Annotated in this window: 14 protein-coding genes; 11 read left to right on the top strand and 3 right to left on the bottom strand. The window is 39.1% G+C overall.

Going from position 1 to position 26,519, the window contains the following annotated elements:
- Nucleotides 1-8: 8 nt before the first annotated feature.
- Nucleotides 9-665: a nucleotidyl transferase AbiEii/AbiGii toxin family protein gene (locus D0T84_RS05005; protein ID WP_255495207.1), complete on the top strand. Its 657-nt coding sequence runs from the start codon at nucleotides 9-11 to the stop codon at nucleotides 663-665.
- A gap of 85 nt (nucleotides 666-750) precedes the next feature.
- Here D0T84_RS05005 and D0T84_RS05000 read toward each other — a convergent pair whose 3' ends face one another.
- Nucleotides 751-2,097, bottom strand: a complete 1,347-nt coding sequence (locus D0T84_RS05000; protein ID WP_163306619.1) for a site-specific integrase — start codon at nucleotides 2,095-2,097, stop codon at nucleotides 751-753.
- A gap of 243 nt (nucleotides 2,098-2,340) precedes the next feature.
- A complete protein-coding gene (locus D0T84_RS04995) occupies nucleotides 2,341-3,477 on the bottom strand; it encodes a site-specific integrase (protein ID WP_255495205.1) in 1,137 nt (378 codons plus the stop codon).
- A 478-nt stretch (nucleotides 3,478-3,955) separates the two neighbouring features.
- Here D0T84_RS04995 and D0T84_RS04990 point away from each other — a divergent pair, with 478 nt between their 5' ends.
- From D0T84_RS04990 to D0T84_RS04955, 8 genes are all read left to right on the top strand, one after another.
- On the top strand, nucleotides 3,956-7,876 hold the full coding sequence (locus D0T84_RS04990) for a hybrid sensor histidine kinase/response regulator transcription factor (protein ID WP_163306617.1): 3,921 nt from the start codon (nucleotides 3,956-3,958) through the stop codon (nucleotides 7,874-7,876).
- Between the two features lie 166 nt (nucleotides 7,877-8,042).
- Nucleotides 8,043-10,607: a beta-galactosidase gene (locus D0T84_RS04985; protein ID WP_163306615.1), complete on the top strand. Its 2,565-nt coding sequence runs from the start codon at nucleotides 8,043-8,045 to the stop codon at nucleotides 10,605-10,607.
- Between the two features lie 47 nt (nucleotides 10,608-10,654).
- Entirely contained in the window at nucleotides 10,655-13,606 is a 2,952-nt protein-coding gene (locus tag D0T84_RS04980) for a TonB-dependent receptor (RefSeq protein ID WP_163306613.1), read from the top strand.
- A 22-nt stretch (nucleotides 13,607-13,628) separates the two neighbouring features.
- On the top strand, nucleotides 13,629-15,212 hold the full coding sequence (locus D0T84_RS04975) for a RagB/SusD family nutrient uptake outer membrane protein (RefSeq protein WP_163306642.1): 1,584 nt from the start codon (nucleotides 13,629-13,631) through the stop codon (nucleotides 15,210-15,212).
- A 21-nt stretch (nucleotides 15,213-15,233) separates the two neighbouring features.
- Nucleotides 15,234-16,958, top strand: a complete 1,725-nt coding sequence (locus D0T84_RS04970; RefSeq protein WP_163306611.1) for a DUF5114 domain-containing protein — start codon at nucleotides 15,234-15,236, stop codon at nucleotides 16,956-16,958.
- Nucleotides 16,959-16,968: 10 nt separating this feature from the next.
- On the top strand, nucleotides 16,969-18,009 hold the full coding sequence (locus tag D0T84_RS04965; RefSeq protein WP_163306609.1) for a glycosyl hydrolase 53 family protein: 1,041 nt from the start codon (nucleotides 16,969-16,971) through the stop codon (nucleotides 18,007-18,009).
- Nucleotides 18,010-18,126: 117 nt separating this feature from the next.
- A complete protein-coding gene (locus tag D0T84_RS04960; protein WP_163306607.1) occupies nucleotides 18,127-20,574 on the top strand; it encodes a DUF4982 domain-containing protein in 2,448 nt (815 codons plus the stop codon).
- Nucleotides 20,575-20,586: 12 nt separating this feature from the next.
- On the top strand, nucleotides 20,587-22,917 hold the full coding sequence (locus tag D0T84_RS04955) for a beta-galactosidase (protein ID WP_163306605.1): 2,331 nt from the start codon (nucleotides 20,587-20,589) through the stop codon (nucleotides 22,915-22,917).
- A gap of 192 nt (nucleotides 22,918-23,109) precedes the next feature.
- Here D0T84_RS04955 and D0T84_RS04950 read toward each other — a convergent pair whose 3' ends face one another.
- A complete protein-coding gene (locus D0T84_RS04950) occupies nucleotides 23,110-23,967 on the bottom strand; it encodes an AraC family transcriptional regulator (RefSeq protein ID WP_163306603.1) in 858 nt (285 codons plus the stop codon).
- Between the two features lie 151 nt (nucleotides 23,968-24,118).
- Here D0T84_RS04950 and D0T84_RS04945 point away from each other — a divergent pair, with 151 nt between their 5' ends.
- The gene (locus tag D0T84_RS04945; protein ID WP_163306601.1) at nucleotides 24,119-25,450 is read left to right on the top strand and encodes a TolC family protein; all 1,332 of its coding nucleotides are present in this window, start codon (nucleotides 24,119-24,121) and stop codon (nucleotides 25,448-25,450) included.
- 5 nt (nucleotides 25,451-25,455) lie between these two features.
- Complete coding sequence (locus tag D0T84_RS04940) at nucleotides 25,456-26,517, top strand: HlyD family secretion protein (protein ID WP_163306599.1); 1,062 nt, start codon at nucleotides 25,456-25,458, stop codon at nucleotides 26,515-26,517.
- The last annotated feature ends 2 nt before the right edge of the window (nucleotides 26,518-26,519 follow it).

Below are 26,519 nucleotides of genomic sequence, written 5' to 3'. Positions count from 1 at the left end.
AATCAATAATGGATGACAGTACATTCAATGGTTTTGCACTGGCCGGAGGTACAGCTTTATCTCTATTGATAGGACACCGGAAAAGTATCGATCTGGATTTATTTACCACAGGTGAATTTAATCCGGTACAACTGGAACAATATCTTCAGAAGAACTATGCTTTTAAAGGTGACTTTCTGGAAGGCTACAGCCTCAAAGGAGAAGTTAATGGTATAAAGTTAGATTTCATTCGGCATGATTATCCGGATGTGGAGCCAAGAATACAGGAAGACGGCATACGCCTGTATGGGCTGAAAGATATTGCCGCCATGAAGCTATCCGCTATTGGCGATAACGGGACCCGGCTGAAAGATTTTATCGATGTGGCTTACCTGTCCGGCTATCTTTCACTGAAAGAGATGCTGACGGCATTCGAAACGAAATACCCGCAGACAAATCCGTACCGGGCACTTAAAGGGCTCAACTATTACGATGATATCCGTTTCTCGGAAAGGATCGATTTGTTGGGAAAAGATTTCCGTTGGGAAGATATAGCGGCTCGCCTGACAGACATGACCCGGGAGGAAAACAAACATTTCCCGCATCTGAAAGAAGAAGCTGCAGGTAAAGAAAAGAAACTACAGCAACCGGTTATACAGCCCAAGAAAAGAGGGCGGAGAATGTAAATTGCACATTGTACAAAGTATAATAATGAAACGGATTGACTATAAAAATCAATCCGTTTTATTTTACCATACCTAAACAATTTACTTATTTTCGTATGATGTATTTTGAGGGATCAACCGGATTGTTCTCCCTCTTTTTACGGATAAACATTGCTTTCTGTTTTTTACCGATACGTTTAATGTTTCGATAGTCCGATTCATCTCTGTCAACTTCGAGTTGATAGGTATCGCCAATCTTATCTGTTAGTGCAGCCATATCCTTACTGATTTTATCGTTCGTGATTTTGGCATAGATTTGAGTGGTGGTAATGCAAGAATGCCCAAGCATTTGAGAGACGGTTTCAATCGGCACTCCCTTTGATAAACAGACGGTTGTGGCAAACGAATGTCTGGCCATATGCGAGGTAATCCGTTTGGTAATGCCACATAGTTTAGCGATACGTTGCAGGCAGCGATTCATACTATCGCTAAAAGTAGGAACAGGAAATATATAATTATTTAGGGCTACTAATCGGTATTGCTCAATCAGTTGTTTAGCTACCGGTAATAACTTCACATAAAAGGTAGTGCCCGTTTTCTTGCGTTTGGCTATCAGCCAAAGTTCTCCGTCAAAAGAAGTTTGTATATCATCGAAAGTCAGTTTCTTGACATCGGAGTATGCTAATCCGGTAAATGCCTGGAACACGAAAATATCCCGAATTTGTCGTTGCTTGTACCGGCGGAGTTCCACAGACATAAATCTTTTGAGTTCATCTTCTGTCAGATAGCCTCTGTCACGGGTTTGGGCTTTGAACCGGAATCCGGCAAATGGATTAACGTGTATATATCCTTTGCGTTGGGCTATCAGCATAATCTGCTTGAGTTTGGTAACAGCAGTAAGTAAAGTACTGCCTGCCAGCTTGCGTTCTTCCAATAGGTAAGCATAATAGTCTTCAATAAACTGGGGCTCTATTTCTTTGATTGGAATATCGGATAGGTTGTACCTGTCCCGGAGGAACATCTCTACCCGTCTGCGATTAATAATCAATTGTTCATAAGAGCCTTCGGTGCGGTCTTTGCCTACACGTTTGGCATAACTCTCATAAAATTCATCTGCAATGGAAAAAAATGTGCGGTAATCATCACCAAAACCCAGATAAGCGTTCTTGACTTTCTCAGCTGATACAAAATTATCTTTGTCGCAGATATTTTGGTACTGCTTTCCGATCTGGGTTTTGATGTTGTCTAACTTCTGATTGATTTTCTGCGCTTCGAGGCTCTTGCCTGCGGCTTTGTTTGCTTTGGTATCCCATAACGAGGGTTTTATGTTTAGCTTACAGCTAAACTGGGATACACTTCCATTAACAGTAATCCTTCCCATAACGGGTGCTTTGCCTTCTTTCAGATTGTTCTTTTTCAGGTAGAACAGAACCTTGAATGTACTTCTTGCCATAACTCTAATTTTTTAATTACAAATTTAGTTTACTTAGAGTTATCCGGTGCTATGCAAAATTACGCAAACTACTGTATAAAAGCATATTAAAGTCAAGAATCAAAAACTCACTCAGGTAACGATCTGGTAACTGAACTCACCGTCATCTTTGCTTTTTTATGCGTTTATTCCCAAAATATCAAAAAGAACCATATCCATAATCAACTGATTAAGTTCTTGTTACCCTCTTTTGCTTTGCCTCTCTTAAATGTCTGCTGTTTCCTTCAAATATTCATTCATCTTTTGGTTGGAACATACAGGGAATAGTCGTCCGTCTTTTTGTTTTCCTTTATACTTTTCAATGATCGCAAGAGGTATTTCAAGCAAGCGAATGTTGGATGGCACATCGGTTTTCTGACGATTGGTCATAACCCATTGATGACCATCGAAAGCTGTTTTGATATTATCCTCTGTCAATCGAGCCACATCAATATAACTTAAGCCCGTATAGCACATAAAAATGAAAACATCCCGAATATGGCGGAGCCTTTCTGTCTGGAAATCTTTCCGATAAATCGTATCAATTTCCTCTTGTGTAAGGACCTCCCGAATCACTTTCTTGGTCTTGAACCTGAAACCGACAAAGGGATCTATCTTAATATCCGCTCCGGTACTTTTAATATAGTTGAATACGGTCCTGAAACGTTGAACAAATTTCAATGCCGTATTATTGCTGCAATTGTGTTCGTTTTGGAGATATAAGAAGAATTTTTCTATAAATACAGGGGTTAGTTCCATGACAGGAATATCCGTCAGATGGTATTCCTTTTTAAGGAACTCCTGTAAGCGTGTTTTAGTCAATTCATACCTTCCATAAGTTATTTGAGAAGTATCCCGTCCGACTTTTAACAAGTAGAAATCATTGTGCTCTGTAAAATGCTTCAACAACATTTTCTTTTTATCCGTTTCAATGCCCAATACAATATTCTTGATCTTCTCGGGCAATACATATCCGTATTCATTAAGCTGTTTGTGGTAAATATCTGTAATCCTTACCTTTAAAGCTTCCAAAATTCGGTTTGTTTTGATGATTTCCTGTGAACGACCGATACATTTTCCTGCTTTGCTGTCCCACAGGACAGGGTCAACCATTGTCCGTGTATTGAACTGTGCACGCTCTCCACTAATAGTTATGCGTGCCATAACGGGAGTTAATCCGTTTTCATCTGCCCTTGTTTTACGCAGATAGAATAAAACTGTGAATGTAGCTTTCAATTCGGTACCATAACCAAATGATAGAAATTGGTACCTGTTTGGGTACCGAATCAGTGTCTTATGGTTGCTATATCCTGTCGCTTCTTGTCTATTGAGGGGAATAAAAAAACTCCCTAAATTCATCATTTAGAGAGTTTTGTCTTATTTTGTCGGAAAGTTGACTGTTCGTTTCTGATCTTCCAGTGATCCCATTTGGATCAACTATTTTATATCTTAAACCAATGTTTTCTAATGTTTTACCAAATAACTACTACTGTGTCAGTAGTGGTTTAGTAGTTATTTTTGTCCTTAGGTTGTCTCTCAAAATACCACTTTTGGCTTGGAGTTGACTGCTATTCATGGCGTAAAGATAATTAAAATAATGTATTTTTATTCCGTCAGAACCATAGAATAAATATGACAAAATTGTACTCTGGTACTGAACAATACAAAGGAATAGGTTTAGCATTCACTAAGAGGTGTAAAAAATATATTTTATTTAGACTAACTCAAATTTATGCCTGGTCAATTACTGGATTTTATCAATATAGAACTAAAGGAATTCATCAATATCAATACTACACAAAAATGGATTATATTTGTATTGAATGATATAACTAATTGAATGCATAGAAGTCTGGTATATATAATTATTTTTTTACTGTGCAGCTCCAATTTCTGGGGTCAAGTTATAAATTATCAAGCATTTATAAATATCATCCCCAGTGCCGAGGTATCTACAGTTAATAGCTTTGTGCAAGATAATCAGGGTCTTATCTGGATTGGAACTAACAAAGGGCTTTTTAGTTATGACGGATATTCTGCTCAGCAACATTTTACATTTGGAGAAAAAAGTAATACACTCATACATTCTATGTTAGTCTATGAAGACTATTATTTACTACTGGCAACCGATAACGGCTTACTGATATATAATTATAAGACTGATCAGTATGAAGAAGATAATACGGATTTCCCCTCAGATATAAGAGCAATTACTATACGTGACAATATCCTTTGGATGGGAACACTCGACGGATTATTCAGATACAATTTAGATACAAAAAAGCTGGAAAATATAAACAAAAAAAATCATTCGGGACTTTCGCATAATACTATTTATTCCATCATAACAACCCAGAATAATACACTATATATAGGGACATACAATGGACTCTGTAAGTATATCCCCGAATCTGATAACTTTGAAATAATATCCTTGCCTGTTGACAACAAAAGGAGTAACCAGTTTATAAACACATTGCTGGAGGACACAAATACCCGGAATATATGGATAGGCACAGAAGGTGCATTATACAAATATTCACCAGATAAAAACGAAATAGAAGAAATCAGTTTCTTCCACAACAACTCTATAAAATCATTGGCTATCGACGGGGATAATAACTTGGTGCTGGCTACAGACAATGGTTTGTACACATATAATCATATAGATAAGAGTACTAGTCATTTTGTACATGACTCCAGAAACAATAGATCGCTTAGCAATAATATTATATGGGGAGTGTTTGCCGATAAAGAAAAAAATATCTGGCTGGGTACCGATTATGGCATTTCTTTAGCGCGTAACAATAAGTCATTACAATCAATACCTATTTCACAAATCACCGGTATTGGCGATGGCAATCGATTTCATTCCATCTTTAAAGATTCGCGAGGCAACTATTGGTTTGGAGGAACAAACGGTCTGATATTTTCCCCATCGTTGACCGAACGTACCGATAATGCTATATGGTACAGAATGGGAGATCCGAAATATCCGATATCTCACAACCGTATCAGGCACATATATGAGGATAAAGACAACAATCTGTGGGTAGCCACAGACGGAAGCATCAACAGATATGATTATCAGAAAAAACAATTTGTACATTACACGATAGTGGATAGTACAAATACCTTGAACTCAAACTGGGCATATCATATATTCGAAGACGATAAGGGTCAATTATGGATAGCTACCTGTCTTGGCGGTATATTTGTAGTCAATAGAGATCGCTTACTGAAGTCGTCAGGTAATTATGTTGCCGAAATGAATTATTCCACCAGAAATGGGTTGTCTGGTAATTTTATCAATCAGATTATACCCGATCACTCCGGCAATGTGTGGGTATTGCTTTACAATAATGGGATTAATAAAATAGATGTAAGTGCCAATATTATCAATAAATACCCAATAGAGGAAGGAACAAATAATGAGAACCCCAATTATGTAATATGTGACGACGAAGGCTTCCTTTGGGGTGGCTATCGAGGCGGGATAGCGCGTATAAACACTAAGACAAACAGTTCGGATTTTATAAAGTTTGACAATTTCAGCAACGGCGAAATTCTCTCATTGATTGAGGTTGATAATAATATATGGATTTCAACAACGGAAAGCCTTTGGGTATTGGACAAGAGAACAAATGGCGTAAAAAGACTGAATATCACCAATAAATCTTTTACATGCTTTTTCTTTGATAAAGATGTAAACAAGATATACATGGGAGGAGTCGATGAATTTACCGTTTTGTCGCCGGATATACAATATGAGAATTTTACAGGCTCACAACTCATACTCACCGCTCTTTATATTAACGATAACTTATTCCAGCCAACGAGCAGCCAAGAAGGAAATAGCATCCGTTATCTGAACGAAATAGAATTAGACCACAACCAAAATAATTTGACTTTCGAATTCTCTGATCTAATCTATTCGGAAGAGGAAGCCGGTAAATTTGTTTATAAACTGGAGGGTGCTGACACAGATTGGAACATAATCAGACAAAATATAAACCGTATAAATTATACAAATCTGGAATATGGAAAATATAAACTGATGATAAGCCGTTTGGATTCTTCGGGGAAACCATCGGATATTTCACGTACCTTTTCCATACGCATAAATCCGCCGTGGTATTATACATTATGGGCAAAATGTGTCTATGCAATCTTGCTGTTAGCCCTTATCGTGTGGATTATCAATTTCTTCCGAGTACGGAACAATCTGAGAATCGAACGAATCGAAAAAGAAAAGACTGTTGAGTTGACAAATCTCAAGATAGATTTCTTCACCAATGTTTCGCACGAATTTAAGACACCTCTGAGCCTTATTATAGCGCCAGTCAGCAAATTACTGTTGGATACAAAAGACGCTTCGAAGAAGCGGCTGTTAGAGAATGTGCAGCATAATGCACTGAAGTTAAATTCCCTTATACGACAGGTACTGGAATTTAACCGAACCGATAGTATATCCAACACCAGCCTGATGTTGTCTAAAGTAGAGTTTGTCGAATTTGCCAAAAGCCTTTATTCTGTTTATCAGGAAGGGTATAAAGACAAGAATCTGAACTTTTTTTTCCATACTAATCACGAGAAGATATTCGTAAATATTGATGTTCTGAAAATAGAATCGGTATTGAATAACTTGCTATCCAATGCATGCAAATACACGAAAGAGGGTGGTCGTATAGATTTTGCGCTAAATTATAAAGATAATGAAAAGGTACTCGACATTATCCTTTCCGACCAAGGAATCGGTATACCTGCAAATGAAATACCATACATCTTCGAACGATATTACCAGACAACTAAAACCACAGGGAATAAAGAAGGAACCGGAATAGGATTGTATCTGGCTAAAACCTACACCGAACAGCACGGTGGAAAAATACATATAGAATCGGAAGAGGACAAAGGAACCACTATCGTTATCTCTTTGCCGGTATTGATGGAAGAAAATAATATTCGCAATGAACAAGTAGAGACTTTTGCCGATGAGAACAGCCCGCTAATATTAATTGTAGATGACAATCTGGAAATTGCGGATTTTATCAGCCAAACATTGTCTCGTAAATATAGATGTATAATTGCACATAATGGCAAAATGGGATTGGAAATGGCAATAAATAATATTCCCGATTTGATAGTTGCCGATATAATGATGCCGGTGATGGATGGCCTCGAAATGAGTCGCAGAATCAGGAAAAATGTACCAACTTCAACTATTCCAATCATTTTGCTCACTGCAAAGGATGATAAAAGCACCGAATTGGAAAGTATAAATCTGAATGTAGATGCATTTATTTCCAAACCATTCGATACGGAACTGTTGCTCTCGCGTGTAGACCAGCTACTGAAAAGTAAACAGCAGATAGAAACTAAATTAAGAATAGAATCGATAGATACACCTAAAGCTATAGAAGCTACTTCACCGGATGAGAGACTCCTTTCGGAGATTATTCAGATAATTGAAAATAAAATTGCCGACCCTGACCTGAATGTAAATTCACTTAGTACGATTTCAGGAATTGGTTCTAAACAAATTTATCGTAAAATAAAGCAACTTACAGGTCTGTCTCCTGTAGAATATATAAGATCGATACGGTTGAAAAAAGCAGCCATGCTACTATCACAAAATAAATTTACGGTGGCTGAGGTTATGTATATGGTCGGTTTCTCCAATCATTCATATTTCTCTAAATGTTTCCAGTCAGAGTTTGGTAAGACTCCAAGGCAATTTACGGATGACACTTCAATGTGATTGAATATCAATACTTTGTATGCTAAAAGTCCAATTTGTTAAACATCTTGGCTGTCCATTTTCTATCTATATCTGTCTAATTTGTGCCATACATTTGCGCCATCAAGCGGTTAATTTTGCCTTATCCTTAAAGTAGGGGATAAACAAAATTAAACCGAGAACTGCCATGAGAATTTTTATTACAACACTATGTTGTCTGTTGCTCACTTTATCCTTATGGGCACAGGAGATACAAAATATTCCTACTGTTTATGTTGATAAATCAGGTGTGATGCGCTGGTCTGACACCCACCTGGAAGCATCTTTTTATGGAGTAAACTACACCCTACCTTTCGCACACGCGTACCGTGCAATAAATTATCAGGGAAAGAACCATAAAGAAGCCATAGACAAGGATGTATACCACATGGCTCGCTTAGGATTTAATGCTTACCGTATCCATGTATGGGATGTGGAAATATCGGATGGCAAAGGAAATTTGAAGGAAAATGCTCACCTCGATTTACTGGATTACCTTATTATGAAGCTCAAAGAGCGCAATATAAGGATACTGATAACCACCATGACAAACTTTGGGAATGGCTATCCCGAGAAAAATCAGAATACGGGAGCATTTTCGTACCTGTATGATAAATGTAAAGTACATAGCGATGAGAATGCAATCGTAGCACAGGAAAATTATATTTCGCAATTTGTGAAACATATTAATCCTTATACCAAACAGCCTTATAAAGAAGACCCGTATATCATCGGTTTTGAGATTAATAATGAACCATGCCATGCCGATACACCTCAGCAAACAGAAGCTTATATTAACCGGATGCTTTCTGCGCTAAAAAAAGCAGGGAATGACAAGCCGGTATTCTACAACGTGAGCCACAACATGGAGCATATACAGGCATATTACAACACGTCTATACAAGGCACAACATATCAGTGGTATCCTATCGGGTTGGTTGCCGGACATACACGCAAAGGAAACTTTTTGCCTTATGTAGACAATTATAATATCTCATTTTCCAATGTGAAAGGTTTCGACAAAAAGGCAAAGGCTGTATATGAATTCGATCCAGCCGATATCACATATTCCTATATGTATCCGGCTATGGCACGTACTTTTCGCTCAAATGGTTTTCAGTGGATTACACAATTTGCTTATGACCCGATAGATATAGCCTGGGCAAATACCGAATACCAGACACACTTTCTCAATCTGGCTTATACACCGAATAAGGCCATCAGTATGAAAATAGCCGCGGAAGTAGCCTACTCCGTTCCGATGAACAAGCAATATCCTGCATATCCGAATGATACTATATTCGATAATTTCCGGGTAAGTTATATTCAGGATTTGAGTGAACTCAATACCCCTGAGAAATTTTATTATTCGAATAATACATCAACCATTCCTGTGAATGCCGAAAAACTACAATCTGTTGCCGGTTGTGGCAGTTCGCCTATTGTCTCATACGAGGGTACAGGCGCTTATTTTATCGACAGGTTAGAATCCGGATTATGGCGGCTCGAAGTAATGCCGGATGCTGTGCAAATAAACGATCCGTTTGCAAAACCCTCATTAAATAAAGAAGTAGTAACTATCGCTTGGAATGAATGGAATATGAAGATTAGCCTTCCCGGTTTAGGTGAAGATTTTATAATTAGAACTATCAATGGAGGAAACAGTCATAATGGGTTATCAAAAGGTATTGGCTTTTCTATAAAACCGGGAGTCTATCTTCTTTGTAATAAAGATTATCAACCGCTCAAAGATTGGAATGCATCTACCAAATGGGGAAATATAACCTTAGGTGAATATGTTGCTCCTGAAGCTCATGCCAAAACATTCTCGGTGGTTCATAATCCTATGAAAATAGCTGAAGATAAGCAACCTCTGCAAATCGAAGCACAGATTGTCGGATCTTCTTTTCCCGACTCTGTAATTATTTATACGGATAAAATATCTTTTTGGTCACAAAGCAATCCATATATAAAAATGGAGAGAGTGCATGGCTACACCTACAAAGCCGGCATTCCTGCCGATATGATAAAGGATAATAACCTGAAATACAACATTATTGTATGCAAGAATGATAAAAACTTTACATATCCAGCAGGGACAGAGGGAAATCCGCTGGATTGGGATTTTTACCAAAATAAATATTATGAAACTAGAATAGTTAATCCCGAAGCTCCTGTTGAACTGGTGAAAATTACTGACGGATATAGCAATATTGAAACCTATGGCATACCCGAAAGCTCTTATATAATAGGGAAACTAACAGGGAATGATTTGACAGAAACTAACAGGATAAAATATACTTTTTCTATTAATGATACAGATTCCCGCTTTTATTGGCGCAAATATATAAAAGATGAAGTTATCGCACGAAAAACGGCTCTACAGAACTCCGAAGCTCTATATTTAAATATCAGCAATGCTAAGGGTATAGACAAACTTAAAATCGGATTTGTGACTTCCGACGGTTTCACCTACACATCTGTTCTGAACCTTGATGCTGGAACCGATTTATATAAAATATCATTAGAAAGTCTTCAGCAAGACAAAACCGTATTGCTCCCCGCACCGTACCCTACATTTCTGGGACGTTACTTTATGCTGGATACTAAGATTTCATTAAATATAGAAAAGATAGAATCTATAATACTCTTCACTATTGATAGTATGGATGAGAAATCATCGGTGGAATTTGGAAATATGTGGCTGGAATAATATTGACATTATATAAAAACAAATACCTTAATTAAATAATTTGAAACATGGAAAAATACAAGAAAATTGTTCGATTCCCATTGTTACTCTTATTGTTTTTGATAGTACCGTTATTAGTAAGCGGACAAACCAAAAATGTAACAGGGGTAGTAACGGATGAAACCAACGAACCGATAATTGGCGCAGTAGTTAAAGTTCCCGATACAACCATAGGTATAACCACCGATTATGATGGGAGGTATACAATAGAAGTGCCGACAGATAAGACTGAGCTTGAATTTTCTTTTCTAGGCTACGAATCTCAACTTATTGCCATCTCCGGTAATGTTATAAATGTGAAATTGTTGCCAAAATCGATGGAACTTACCGATGTAGTTGTTATCGGTTACGGAACTCAACGCAAAAGCGACCTTACAGGTTCGATAAGTAGTGTAAGCAGCAAGGATTTTAACGAGGGGCTTATCAGCTCTCCCGAACAGTTAATCAATGGTAAGGTATCGGGGGTGCAGATTATGTCTAACAGTGGCTCACCTACGGGAGGAAGTACCATCCGCATTCGTGGAGGGGCATCGTTGAATGCCAGTAACGACCCGCTTATTGTATTGGATGGTGTGCCATTAGAAAGTGGCGGTATCAGTGGTAATACTGGTAATTTCTTAAGTCTTATCAACCCTTCGGATATAGAAAGCATGACTATTCTTAAAGATGCTTCATCTACAGCAATTTACGGCTCCCGTGCTTCGAATGGTGTAATAATAATTACTACCAAAAAAGGAACAGGAAGCGGTATAAAAATAACATTCAACACAACCAACTCTGTACAGACACGCACAAAAATGGTTGATATGCTAGACCGAAACGAATTTATAGATGTAATAAACTCGAAAGGTACAAATGCGCAGAAGGCGCTATTGGGAACCGCATCTACAGATTGGAATGATCAGGTATTCCACACCGCTTTTGGTACTGATAACAATCTGAGCGTAGCTGGCCGTGTAGCAGAAAACTGGCCTATTCGTGTAGCTGTTGGCTATTATAATCAGAATGGTTTGGTTCGGACCGATAATGCCGAACGTTTTACTGGTAGTTTATCCCTGACTCCATCATTCTTCAACGAGCATCTGAAAATTAATATTAGTGCAAAAGGTTCACTCAACAATAATCGGTTTGCCAACACAAGTGCCATATGGGCAGCCTCAACGTTTAATCCTACCTTGCCGGTTTATTCAGACAGTAACGAATATGGTGGCTACTGGGAAGCTATCGACAGTAACGGAAAACCCGCAAATGGTGCAGTCATAAATCCACGGGGACTGATAGACCAAAACAAATCGACCAGTAAAGTACAACGTTTTATCGGAAATGCCGATGTAGATTACAAAATGCACTTTTTACCCGAATTGAGATATCATCTGACTTTAGGTTATGATTATGCAGAAGGTAAAGGTTCTGTATATGTACCCGCAGAAGCAGCAGAATATTACAATACAGCGGGTAAAGATTATGACTATGGTCCACAGAAGAATACAAACCGCCTGCTGACAACATACCTAAATTATAATAAAGATTTCAGTAATATAAAGAGTGTTGTGGATGCTACAGTCGGTTACGACCATCAGTTCTGGAAAAGCACAAGCCCTGCTTATGTCGAAACCAATACCAAGGGCGAAATTCAATCGTCTATAGCTGCCACCGATCAGCGGCATGCTTTAATCTCATACTACGCACGCCTGAACTATACATTCGATTCGCGTTATATGCTGACGGCAACTGTCAGAGGAGACGGAACTTCGCGTTTCCATAAAGACAATCGCTGGGGAACATTCCCTTCTGTTGCTCTTGCCTGGAGAATAAACGAAGAGTCTTTTTTGAAAGAGAGCCGCGCCATAAGCAACCTTAAGCTACGGGCAAGTTATGGGGTAACCGGACAACAGGATGGTATCGGTAATTATAACTATATGCCGGTTTATACTTTGAGCCAGAACGGAGCACAGGTGCAATTCGGTGACCAGTGGTATTATTCGTATCGTCCCGAAGCATATGTAGAAGACCTGAAATGGGAAACTACCACATCGTGGAACTTTGGACTCGATTTTGGATTTCTGAAAGACAGAATCAGTGGTTCTGTCGATTTCTATACTCGCCAGACCAAAGATTTGTTAGCAACTGTTCCGTCACCAGCCGGCTCTAACTTTAATAAGAATATTCTTACCAATGTAGGAAATGTAGATAGTCACGGTATCGAGTTTTCGTTAAATGCAACACCTATAGATACCAAAGATTTCACATGGAATTTGAGCTATAATATGACATGGCAAAAGATGAAAGTAAAAAATCTCTCATTGATAGATGGTGGGGCAGCAACCAACACACTGGTAGGGCCGACTATCGATAGTTATCAGTTTCAGGTGTTGTCGGAAGGCTATGCACCATATATGTTCTATGTGTATCATCAGCTTTATGATGAAAAGACAGGAATGCCTGTGGAAGGAGCGTATGCAGATATGAATAATGATGGCGAAATCAATTCTTCCGACCTATATCGCTACCACTCTCCGGCACCCGATTTTATTTTTGGGCTTAGTACTTCGCTTCGCTACAAGCAATGGAGTCTCGGAATGAGTTTCCGTGCCAATCTGGGCAACTACGTATACAATGGCATGGCTATGAATACAGGTGCATGGAGTACTGTGAGTTATAATGATTCTCAGATTAACAACCTCAACCGGAGTTATCTTAAAACAGGATTTCAGAACCGGCAGTATTTATCCGATCATTATGTAGAAAACGCTTCATTCATCAAGATGGACAATCTCTCTCTTGGATATAATTTCGGACGCATCAACAATTGGTTTGGACTTAATGTGAGTGCTATGGTGCAGAATGTATTTTGTATAACTAAATACAGCGGAGTAGACCCGGAAGTACCCAATGGGATGGACATGTCATTCTATCCGCGTCCACGTATTTTCTCCATTAGCTTAGGATTAGACTTTTAATTTTCTTAAAATAGTAATCATGATGAAAAAAACACTATATATAATATTATTTGCAGGTCTTATCGTAATGAATTCCTGCCTGGATGATCTCGACCAAGCTCCTCATGTAGAGGATACTGCTGAAGATGTATATACTACAGCAGCTAATTATAAAGCCGTACTGGCTAAACTCTATGCAGCCTTTTATACTGCCGGACAGGAAAAAGGCGGGAATAATTCTGATCTGGACAGTAATAGCGGACAAGACTATATGCGCTGCTACTTCAACCTACAGGAATGCGGAACAGATGAGGTAGCTTCTACATGGCTCGAAGGAGACAAAGTCTCCGATCTTACTTATTTATCGTGGGATGCAAACGATCCGTGGGTATCAGATATGTATTACCGCATATTTTATAATATCTCATTATGCAACGAATTTCTTCGTAATGCCGGAGATGAACAAATATCAGGATTTACTGAAAGCGAACAGGCAGATATTCGTCATTACCGCGCCGAAGCCCGTTTTCTGCGAGCATTAGCCTATTATCATGCAATGGATTTGTTCCGCAATGTTCCATTTGTAACCGAAAACGATCCAGTGGGTACATTTATTCCGCCACGCTATGAAGCAAAACAAGTATTTGAATTTATAGAAACCGAATTGAAAGAGATAGATAATGATTTGCTGTCTAAAAACGAATGTGAATACGGACGAGCTCCTAAAGCTGCCGCTTATGCTTTATTAGCTAAACTTTATCTGAATGCCGAGGTATATATAAATACAGAGCGTTATACAGATTGTATTACAAATTGCAAAAAAGTTATCGCCGAAGGCTATATCCTAGAGCCTGAGTATCAGAAATTATTTAATGCAGATAATCATAAACGTACCAATGAAATAATCTTTGCCTATGCTGTTGATGCCGAAAAAGCTGTCACATGGGGTGCTACTACTTATATTATTTGCGGTGCTGTCGGCAATAGTTCCGATTACCAGAAACCGGGTGATTATGGTGTAACCAGTGGATGGGGATCATTCCGCGTGCGTGGTAATATACCTAAGCTTTTCAAGGCCGGAGATAAACGAGCTTTATTTTTCTCGGAAGGTCAGACCTTGGAAGTAGAAACGGTGGACAATCAAAGCAACGGTTATTTTGTAACCAAATGGACTAACCTGACCGATACGGGAGAACAAGCTTCTAATACTGCTGATGGAGGCGTTAATACCGATTTCCCAGTCTTCCGCTTAGCAGATATTTACCTGATGCTGGCAGAGTCGGTAACGCGTGGAGGCTCAGGAAGTTCTGCAACCGAAGCCTTGGGGTATGTAAACAAACTGCGTGAACGTGCTTTTGGAGATGCATACGATACAAGCGGCAAAGTGAGTGAAAGCGAAATATTGTTACCTGATTTCTTCCTTAACGAACGGGCTATGGAATTGTATTGGGAGTGCACTCGCCGCACCGACCTCATACGCTTCGGAAGTTTTACGACTTCAGCATACAGGTGGGAATGGAAAGGTGGAGTGAAAGAAGGTAAAGCTGTAGATGATAAATATAATATCTACCCTATTCCTGCAACTGACCTTACAGCAAACCCTAATCTATATAATGAAAATTACTAATTGATGTACAATTATTTACATATGAAAGCAATAAAAAATATATATAAAACTTTCTCATGCTTGTTCATGTTGCTGATGCTAATGACAGCCTGTGAAAATGATGGCGACACCATATATCTTTCCAGCACCGAAAGCAGTGATTTTGTTGTCACCGAGAGTAATGTGAAACTATCAAAGGACAACTCTACAGCTATTGTTCTTTCTCTGGCTTGGACTAAAAACTCATTTTTAGCCGTAAGTGATCCATCAATGTCTACCACGGCTACTGTTTCTTATTACATACAAATTTCAACAACGAATGATTTCAGTTCGAATGTTGTTGAAACTCTTGATAATAATTTCTCAAAGGCGTATACAGGATCGGAACTTAATACAATAGCAAAGATTCTGGGAATAGAACCCGATAATGAAACTCCTGTTTATTTCCGCATTAAGTCCGTTACAGGGGTAAATATGGATGGTCCCTACAGCGATGTGGAAACTGTAAATATAACCCCTTACCTGATAGACATGTCCGCCGGATATGTACTCGATGCAGATAAAGTGGAAACAGGTGCAACCCTGCATTCTCCGGAAGTAAATGGTATATACACCGGTTTTATGGGAGCTTCGGGATGGTCTAACTTCTATCTACTCGAAGGAGATGGTACTATCTGGGGCAATGATGGGGTGAGCGGCACAGCTTTCCTGATGTCGTCCGAAAATGATAATGACAAACGTTGGAATTTCTGGTTCCCTGGTGTTACTGGATGCTATTATACTGTAGTGAATACAAATACGAAACAATGGTCGGCTTTACTGCTTCCTTCTTTAACTGTAAGTGGTGATATAAATGCCGATATGACTTTCGACCGTCCAAATGTAAAATGGACTGCTACTTTTAATGTAACCGCAGCTTCAACATTGAAAGTGAATTTGAATACTGTTGGTAAACAATACGATTATTCTACAAGTACTAATGATGATGCAGCAAAAGATAGTCAGGTTGCCTTTACTCAGGAGGGACAAAATATAGTACTTGCCTCACAGGCCGGAGATATAACAGTGACAGTGCCCGAAGCGGGGACTTATACACTGGTAGTAGACCTGAAACAGCCGGGGGCATGGACATGTACAGCCGTAAGCGGAGCGGAAGAGCCCGAACCTGTGATAGAATACCTGTATCTACCGGGAATAGACGATGGCATAAGCGGAAGTTGGACTTTCGATAATTATATGAAACTCTATGATGAAAATGAACTGAATTATGCAGGTGTATTTAATGTCAACTCGCTATGGGGATATAGTATCAATATAGAAAAAGATAATTGGGACGATAAATATACAATGGTAGAGGGAGGAACTGCATATGCAGGCTCATTAGAACTTAAGGGACAGAATAATATTGCCCCTCCTACAGCGGGATTATATTTGGTAGAAGCGTCTTTGGTTCAGTTTACCTACAACCTGACAGCCATAGAAAATCAAATCTATGTGGCAGGACTACATGATGTGTGGGATTTCAATACACCATTGCCTGCAACAGCTACACCGGGAGTGTATGAAGGACAGATTACAATAAACAGTGCTTCGCCATGGGGATTTGCCATCCATCTGGTAAGTGGAGACTGGGATCATAAATTCGGCGGTTCGGAAGGCAAACTGTACTACAGGGGAAGCAATATTACGGATGATGCTTCGCTAGCTCCGGGAACTTACCTGATGACGGTAGACCTAATCAACGAAACATATAGTATCACTCAATAACAGAATGACCATGAAACTGAAAAACATTATATTATCAATAGCCATAGCCTTATTTGCATTCACATCATGTAGCGATGATGACAAGCCAGTATTTCCCGATCAGCCTGCAAATGAATATGATATGATAGGTTTTGCAAAAGGGGCAGATGTAAGCTGGCTCACCGAAATGGAAAAAGCAGGAAAGAAATTCTATAATTCTAATGGTGAAGAAATGGAATGTATGGCTCTGTTACGCGATCTTGGTTTTAACTCTGTGCGTTTACGGGTATGGGTTGATCCTGCTGATGGTTGGTGTAACACAAGTGATATGCTTGTTAAAGCATGGAGAGCAAAAAATCTGGGTATGCGCATTATGGTTGACTTCCACTACAGCGATAGCTGGGCCGATCCGGCACAACAAACCAAACCTGCGGCATGGGCAGACTTTAGTTTTGAAGACTTGAAAAAAGCGTTGGCTGATCATACGACTGAAACACTTACCGCATTGAAGGAGATGGATATAACTCCGGAATGGGTACAAATTGGTAACGAAACCATGAACGGCATGCTTTGGGAAGATGGTGGCTTACTCGAAAATGTGAAGAATTATGCAGAATTGAATAATGCTGGGTACGATGCTACTAAGGCCATTTTTCCTGATGCTAAAGTTATTATTCACTTCGACCGTGGACACAGGAATGATATGTACCGCCCACGTTTCGATGCACTGAAAAACAACAATGCCAAATGGGATGTGATAGGCATGTCGCTTTACCCTACTAAGGATAATTGGGAGATGCTTGTTGATGATTGCTACTACAATATGCTGGATATGGTAGAGCGTTACGGTTCGGACGTGATGATATGCGAAATAGGAATGGACTGGGATCAGGCCGAAGCCTCTAAATCGATGCTTACTGCATTGATAGAGAAAACCAAAGCTGTGCCGAATGAAAAAGGTTTGGGCGTCTTCTACTGGGAACCTCAATCATATGGCAGCTGGAATGGTTATACCAAAGGAGCTTTCGACGAATCGGGAAAACCTACAGTGGCATTAGATGCTTTTAAATGAATTATATCTATATTTGCTTATCTACTAACATTGTCATTGAAGTTGTCTCCACTTTTTACTCTGTGTTGAAAAAGTCAAGATGGCTTCAATGACAGGTTTAAATAATGAATATACCTAATGAAATATCTAATTTTAACAATAGCCTTATTATACTCCGGTATAAGCTATTCGCAATCGGTAAGAGATGAATTTCTGATAGAAAAGAACTGGAAATTCAGCAAAGGGGATTTTACGGATGCTATGCAGACTGATTTTAACGATTCAGGCTGGCAATTGGTAACCATTCCGCACGATTGGGCGATAGAAGGGCCTTTCGACAGGAAATATGATTTGCAGGAAGTTGCTGTTACCCAGAATGGGGAGACAGTAGCAACTGTTAAAACCGGGCGCACAGGAGGCCTTCCTTACATAGGTACAGGCTGGTATAGGAATACATTTGATGTAAGTAACTTTACGAAGGCAAATAACCGGGTGAATCTTTTGTTCGATGGAGCAATGAGTGAAGCCCAGATATACGTGAATGGAAAGAAAGCTATTTTCTGGCCTTTCGGTTACAACTCATTTCATTGCGACGTTACAGATTTACTTAATATTGATGGTAAAAGCAATACAATAGCTGTACGCCTTGAAAATAAGCCCGAATCTTCACGCTGGTATTCTGGTGCAGGTCTCTACAGAAATGTACACGTAATTGTAACCAAAGCTGTTCATGTTCCGGTTTGGGGAACATATATTACTACCCCTTTTGTTTCCGAAGAATATGCCTCGGTTAATCTGAAGACCGAAGTAGAAAACAGTAATGGCCAGGATGTGAGGATAGTAACCGAGATTCGTGATGCTAACAATAAAGTCGTATCTTCAAAGGACAATATGCAGAAGATTAATCACGGGAAACCTTTCGAACAAAACTTTATCGTGGATAAGCCTCAATTATGGTCGCCTGAGAATCCCTACCTATACAATGCTGTTTCAAAAATATACATTAAAGACCAGTTGGTAGATGAATATACTACCCGTTTTGGCATCAGGGATATAAAGCTGATTGCAGATAAAGGATTCTTTCTGAACGGGGAGCGCCGGAAATTCCAAGGAGTGTGCAACCACCATGATTTAGGTCCTCTGGGTGCTGCCATCAATGTAGCAGCTTTACGCCGTCAACTTACGATGCTTAAAGATATGGGATGCGATGCTATCCGTACGGCGCACAATATGCCTGCACCCGAACTGGTAGAACTATGCGACGAAATGGGCTTTATGATGATGATTGAGCCCTTCGATGAGTGGGATATTGCTAAATGTAAGAACGGCTATCATCGTTTCTTTAACGAATGGGCAGAGAAGGATATGGTAAATATGCTTCGCAACTACCGCAACAATGCCAGTGTAGTAATGTGGAGCATCGGCAACGAAGTACCCACCCAGTGTAGTGATGAGGGATATAAGGTTGCCTCATTCTTACAGGACATTTGCCACAGAGAAGATCCTACCCGCCCTGTGACATGTGGTATGGATCAGGTTAGCTGTGTGCTAAATAATGGCTTTGCTGCAATGATTGATGTGCCGGGCTTAAATTATCGCGCACACCGTTATCAGGAAACATATGAGAAATTACCTCAAAATCTTGTATTGGGCTCCGAAACTTCATCTACGGTCAGTTCACGTGGTGTGTATAAATTCCCTGTAGAGAAGAAAGCCGATGCTGTATATGATGACCATCAATCGTCGTCGTATGACCTCGAATATTGTTCATGGTCTAATATACCTGACGAAGATTTTGCTTTGGCAGACGATCATAACTGGACAATGGGGCAATTCGTGTGGACGGGATTTGATTATTTGGGAGAACCATCCCCTTACGACACCGATGCATGGCCAAATCATAGTTCTATGTTTGGAATCATCGATTTGGCAAGTATTCCAAAAGACCGTTATTACTTGTACAGAAGTATTTGGAATAAAAATGAAAACACATTGCATATCCTTCCTCACTGGAACTGGAAAGGCCGTGAAGGACAAAAGACGCCTGTCTTTGTTTATACCAATTATCCCTCGGCAGAGCTTTTTATCAATGGAAAAAGCTATGGTAAGCAAATTAAGAATAATTCGACATTGCTCAACCGCTATCGCTTAATGTGGATGGATGCAATATATGAGCCGGGTGAAGTAAAGGTTGTAGCATACAACGAACAGGGAGAAGCAGTAATGGAAAAAACAGTTCGTACAGCTGGTAACCCTCATCATATAGAATTAGTGCCGGATCGTACACAGTTGTCGGCTGATGGAAAGGATTTGGCATATATTAATGTACGTGTTGTAGATAAGGATGGAAATCTTTGCCCCGATGATCAACGTATGATTACTTTCTCGGTAAAAGGAAATGGTAAATACAGAGCTTCGGCAAATGGAGACCCTACAAGCCTCGATTTATTTCATCTATCTCAAATGCCAGCTTTTAATGGGCAACTGACATCGATAGTACAAGCGGGAGAGAATGGTGGTAAAATTGTTTTTGAGGCAAAGGCTAAAGGGCTAAAGACAGCAATAATTGAAATAGATGTGAAATAAGAAGATTGTGATATGAAGAGACTAACATGCCTTATTTGCATTATATCTATATTACTTTTTGGCTGTACCCGGAAAGGAACATTTGAAGTAGGTGATAAAACCTTCTTGTTGAATGGAGAGTCTTTTGTTGTAAAAGCTGCCGAACTACATTACCCACGTATCCCAAAAGAATATTGGGAGCATCGGATACAAGCCGCAAAAGCATTGGGTATGAATACCATTTGCTTGTATGTATTCTGGAATTACCACGAACCCGAAGAAGGAAAATTTGATTTCTCGGGACAGAAAGATATAGCCGCCTTTTGCAAACTGGCGCAAAAACATGATATGTATGTGATTGTCCGCCCGGGCCCGTATGTTTGCGCCGAATGGGAAATGGGCGGTCTGCCTTGGTGGCTACTGAAAAAGAAAGATATAAAACTTCGTGAACAAGACCCGTATTATATGGAACGCACCAAGCTGTTTATGAGCGAAGTAGGTAAGCAGCTTTCGGGCTTACAGATAACCAAAGGCGGCAACATCATCATGGTGCAGGTGGAAAATGAATATGGTTCGTTTGGTACAGACAAGCCTTATATTGCAGAAATTCGCGATATAGTAAAAGGCGCGGGATTTACGGAAGTGCCTTTATTCCAATGCGACTGGAACTCCAACTTTGAAAATAATGCACTTGAAGATTTAGTGTGGACAATCAATTTCGGAACAGGAGCCAATATAGACGACCAGTTTCGCCGGTTACAGGAACTTCGCCCGAATACTCCCCTTATGTGTAGCGAGTTCTGGTCGGGGTGGTTCGACCATTGGGGAGCAAAACACGAAACGCGCAGCGCCGAAGCATTGGTACATGGTATGAAAGAAATGCTCGACCGCAATATCTCTTTCAGCCTGTATATGACACACGGAGGAACCAGCTTTGGGCATTGGGGTGGTGCCAACTTCCCTAACTTTTCTCCCACCTGTACATCTTACGATTATGATGCGCCGATAGGTGAATCAGGAAATATTACGCCCAAATATTATGAAGTACGTAATCTTCTGAAGAATTATCTGCCGGAAGGGCAAATCTTGCCGGAAATCCCGGATTCAATACCGACAATAGCAATATCAGCATTTGAACTGACCGAAATAGCTCCATTGTTTGACAATTTGCCTGATGCCAAAACAAGTGAAACAATCCAATCAATGGAGTTTTTCGATCAAGGCTGGGGAAGTATCCTTTACCGTACCAAACTGGAAGCATCTAACGAAGAACAAACCCTGATTATTACCGAAGCCCACGACTGGACACCGGTATTTCTGGATGGGAAAAGAATAACAACTCTTAGCCGTCTGAAAGGTGAAAGTACAGTAAAACTTCCTCCTGTAAAAGAAGGGGCACAGCTCGATATCCTTGTAGAAGCTATGGGGCGTATGAACTTTGGAAAAGGGATATACGACTGGAAAGGGATTACTGAAAAAGTGGAGATACAAACAAGGAACGAGACAAAAGAATTGAAGTACTGGCAGGTATATAATATTCCTGTAGATTATGAATTTGTCAAGAATAAACAATACAAGCGAGAACCAAATATTGCGAAGTCTCCTGCATATTACAGGGGTACGTTTACGCTAGACAAGGTTGGAGATACGTTTTTCAATATGACTAATTGGTCTAAAGGTCTGGTTTGGGTAAATGGCTATCCGATCGGACGTTTCTGGGAGATAGGCCCACAACAAACTCTGTATATGCCAGGTTGTTGGCTTAAGAAAGGAGAAAACGAGATTATCATATTTGATATGGCTTCTCCCGAAAAACCGGAAACAGAAGGATTGAGGAAGCCAATACTCGACGTATTAAGAGGAAACGGAGCATATGCACATCGTAAACTGGGTGAAAACCTTAATCTGACAGGAGAAACACCTGTTTACACAGGGACATTTAAACAGGGAAATGGCTGGCAACATATCAAATTCGGAAAAGCAATCGATGCCCGTTTCTTCTGTATCGAAGCATTGAACTCGCACGGAGGAGATGATTACGCATCGATGGCTGAACTGGAACTGTTAGGAGAAGATGGTAAACCAATATCGCGTCAGCACTGGAAAGTGGTTTATGCCGATAGCGAAGAGTTGGATGACGCTAATAATATAGCAACCAATGTATTCGACTTACAGGAATCTACTTTCTGGCATACCAATTATTCAACAACTAAGGCTATGCATCCGCATCAGTTGGTAATTGATTTGGGCGAAGACAGGAAAATCACAGGCTTTTCATACCTTCCACGGGCAGAAGCAAATAAACCGGGTATGATTAAAGATTTTAGAGTATATGTTAAGATGTCGCCGTTTAAAATTAAATGATATATCTGTTTATATTGCTTTCCAAGTATCTTAAGCCTTAAGGTAATTAACTAGTCATTGCTTTTTTGAGCAAACAAACCGAATGTCATCTTAACATTATCCTCCATAGCAATAAGATAAGGTGTAAGTTGGGACAATCCTCCTGATACAAATGAAATGCCGGCGACGAACAACTATACAAGGAAAATCCCATCATTTCATTTGTCTTCTATATTCTTTAGGGGTTAAACCTGTACGGCTCTTAAAATACTTACATAGAAAAGAAAGGCTAGGAAAGTTTAATTCATTAGAAATTTCCAAAATAGAAAGGGATGAAGATTTAAGCATTAATTTTATTTCGGTAATGGTATAATTATCTATCCACTCTTTTGCTGTACGCTTATGGACATCCAATTCCTTTAAAATCATAGACAAATATTTGGGCGTAATAAACAATTTGTCGGCATAAAAAGCCACTTCCCTACTCGTCTTGAAATTTTTCATCACAAGTTCGCAAAACTGTTCCATAATCAGGTTTTTCCGGCTTCTGGCCAAATGTGACAGTTGCTCATTCCGTTTAATTTTATTGTAAATATCAAGAAAGAAGTTCCTTAGCAGATTTGCAATAATCTCCCTTCTACATAAGTTTGACGTATCGTTATAACGATATTCTAATATCCTGAAAAATTCATTATAAAATAAATCGAACTCATCCTCTGGCATTTGGAAGTAAAAATTTTCTTTTATAAATCCGACAAAAGAAGGCGGGAAACGAAAAAGTATTTCGCTCATAAATTCAGAAGATAACCTTATGAATAGAAAAGAAAAATCATTGCTGATATTATAAAGAGTAACAATCTCATTAGGGAATAAAATGAAGAGCTTATTCTTTATCACAGATTGATAGTTCATATTTAAAACCAACTCAGCCCGGCCTTCCCGACAAATACAAACATAACCGTGCCTGAGTCTTAACGGAGAATCTAACTTATCAGCTTCGAGGAAAAACGGTTTTATAGAAAATTCATCATCACTCAAAACTGCACTTTCAATTATATCATCCAATCCCATATTTTCATTGTTCTGATTTTAACCATAAAACTACCTATAATTTTCAATATTTCTACAATTATTGGAAATAATGGCAACTTTTGGCGAAAAATGGAGCTCAAATTGGCGTGAAAAATTAAAGACCTTTGCAGCAGGAAAATTTATAAATAATATGATTTTAATAAGAAGTTCTATCAAAAAGATTGTTTTGGCGTTATTCCTGTTACTGCCAATTACCAACCTGTCGGCCCAAGAGAAAATGAACAGGGTACTAACCCTCGATGAGATATTTCATCTGGTTACGGAAAACAGTAAACAACTTAAACTTTCGCAAAAAGGAATAGATATTGCGAAGAAGGCTACTGATGTAGCTAAAACATCGCGGTTACCATCTATCGATGCATCTTTATCCTTTTCTTATCTGGGCGATGGCACGATAATGGATCGTGAGTTAACTAATATAACCCGTGCGCCAATGCCCCATTTTGGAAATAATTTTGCGTTGGAAGCCTCACAAGTTGTATTTTCAGGAGGAGCCATATCTAATTCTATAGCAAAGGCAGAATTACAAGAGCAAGTAGCTCAACTTAGTTATGAAAAAGACCTGATGGATATCCGTTTTTTACTTACCGGCTATTATCTGGATTTGTATAAACTGATGAATCAGAGAGAAGTTTATGTGAAAAATATAGAACAGACCAATCTGCTAATCAAACAAATAAAGGCAAAATACAAAGAAGGGATGGCATTAAATAATGATATTACCCGCCATGAACTGACTTTGCAAAACTACGAACTTGCCTTAATCGAAATAGATAATAACTGTGATATACTCAACCATCATCTGATTGTCACATTAGGTTTGCCACATAATACAGTTATAATGCCGGATAGTACGATACTGAGTATAGACCTGAACAATACAACACCTGTAGACTTGCTGCAAATAGCAAGAAACAATTTACCGGAACTAAAATCTGCTGAGAAAGACATACAAATAGCCGAAAAAAATGTAAAACTGGCTAAAGCCGACTATTTACCATCAGTGGCCATTGTTGCTGCCAATCATTTCGACGGACCTATAACCATAGAAGTACCGACAATCAATAAAAACTTTAATTATTGGTATGTAGGCATTGGGGTTAAATATAATTTGTCGTCTTTGTTTAAATCTAAAAAGAACGTAAGTTTAGCCAAAGCCCAACAGCGAATGGCCTCCAATAACAGAGATGTACTTCTCGAACAAACGGAAATCGTGATACATAACGATGCCACCCGATATAAAGAATCGTTCGAAAAACTAAATACTTTCGAGAAGAGCCTGCAATTGGCAGATGAAAACTATCGTATCATCAACAACCGCTATATGAACGACCTTGTATTGATTACCGAAATGTTGGATGCCAGCAATACAAAACTGAATGCCGAATTACAGGTGGTGAATGCGAAGATAAACATTATATACAACTACTATAAATTACAACGTACAATCGGAAAATTATAATAAAAATGGAAAATAAGGAAAATAGAAAAAAAGGAAAGAGTTTACGCTTTAGAATATTCAATTATGTTTTACTCATATTCATCATATTAGGTGTGGGCTGGGTTATATCTCAATTTTTGATAGTCGGAAACTCCGGATACACGAATAATGCACAAGTCAGACGCCATGTTGTTCCTGTTAATTCACGGGTACAAGGATATATCAGGGAAATAAGGTTTGAGGAATACCAATATGTAAATAAGGGAGATACACTGCTTATTATAGATGATAGCGAATATGTTTACCGCCTGGCACAAGCTGAGGCTAATTACGCAAACTCCCTTGCCGGAAAAAGCATTACCGGAAGTACTATAAGCACGACAATGAATAACTTATCGGTTTCGGATGCGAGCATAGAAGAGGTTAAAGTAAGGCTCGAGCATGCAGCCACAAACCTTAGAAGATATGAAAACCTATTGAAAGAAGAATCTGTTACGAAAGACCAATATGATAATATAAAAACGGAATATGAGGCTACAAAAGCCAAATATGATATGCTTGTCCGTCAAAAGAAATCAACAGCATTGATCGGGGAAGAACAAACTAAACGGCTTTCACAGAACGAAGCGAATATAAAAGAAGCAAAAGCGGCACTGGATATGGCTGAACTAAATTTGTCATACACTATAATTGTAGCTCCGTGCAGTGGTATTGCTGGGCGGAAAGACCTACAGGTAGGGCAGCTTATACAGCCCGGACAGTCTGTTGTAAGTATAGTAGACGATTCAGAAGTATGGGTAATAGCTAATTACAAAGAAAAACAAACGAAGAACATAGAAATAGGAGACGAAGTAGAGATAGATGTCGATGCTATTTCCGGTGTAAAATTCAAAGGAAAAATAGCTGCTATATCGCATGCAACAGGTTCGGCATCGTCCCTTGTCCCAACAGACAATTCGACCGGAAACTTTGTAAAGATAGAACAGCGTATTCCTATCCGGATAGAGTTTGCCAATGAGAATAAGCAGGAAGACATGAAAAAACTGAAAACCGGAATGAGCGCCGAGATATATCTCAAATCTAAATAAGA

The organism is Dysgonomonas sp. 521, from assembly GCF_010501055.1.
Lineage (GTDB): Bacteria > Bacteroidota > Bacteroidia > Bacteroidales > Dysgonomonadaceae > Dysgonomonas.
This window is presented reverse-complemented; position numbering and strand designations above follow the sequence as displayed.

Bases quoted from the DNA above. Each gene is read 5' to 3' on its own strand.
- D0T84_RS05005 (WP_255495207.1), top strand. From the start codon at position 9: ATGGATGACAGTACATTCAATGGTTTTGCACTGGCCGGAGGTACAGCT.
- D0T84_RS05000 (WP_163306619.1), bottom strand. From the start codon at position 2,097: ATGGCAAGAAGTACATTCAAGGTTCTGTTCTACCTGAAAAAGAACAAT.
- D0T84_RS04995 (WP_255495205.1), bottom strand. From the start codon at position 3,477: ATGATGAATTTAGGGAGTTTTTTTATTCCCCTCAATAGACAAGAAGCG.
- D0T84_RS04990 (WP_163306617.1), top strand. From the start codon at position 3,956: ATGCATAGAAGTCTGGTATATATAATTATTTTTTTACTGTGCAGCTCC.
- D0T84_RS04985 (WP_163306615.1), top strand. From the start codon at position 8,043: ATGAGAATTTTTATTACAACACTATGTTGTCTGTTGCTCACTTTATCC.
- D0T84_RS04980 (WP_163306613.1), top strand. From the start codon at position 10,655: ATGGAAAAATACAAGAAAATTGTTCGATTCCCATTGTTACTCTTATTG.
- D0T84_RS04975 (WP_163306642.1), top strand. From the start codon at position 13,629: ATGAAAAAAACACTATATATAATATTATTTGCAGGTCTTATCGTAATG.
- D0T84_RS04970 (WP_163306611.1), top strand. From the start codon at position 15,234: ATGAAAGCAATAAAAAATATATATAAAACTTTCTCATGCTTGTTCATG.
- D0T84_RS04965 (WP_163306609.1), top strand. From the start codon at position 16,969: ATGAAACTGAAAAACATTATATTATCAATAGCCATAGCCTTATTTGCA.
- D0T84_RS04960 (WP_163306607.1), top strand. From the start codon at position 18,127: ATGAAATATCTAATTTTAACAATAGCCTTATTATACTCCGGTATAAGC.
- D0T84_RS04955 (WP_163306605.1), top strand. From the start codon at position 20,587: ATGAAGAGACTAACATGCCTTATTTGCATTATATCTATATTACTTTTT.
- D0T84_RS04950 (WP_163306603.1), bottom strand. From the start codon at position 23,967: ATGGGATTGGATGATATAATTGAAAGTGCAGTTTTGAGTGATGATGAA.
- D0T84_RS04945 (WP_163306601.1), top strand. From the start codon at position 24,119: ATGATTTTAATAAGAAGTTCTATCAAAAAGATTGTTTTGGCGTTATTC.
- D0T84_RS04940 (WP_163306599.1), top strand. From the start codon at position 25,456: ATGGAAAATAAGGAAAATAGAAAAAAAGGAAAGAGTTTACGCTTTAGA.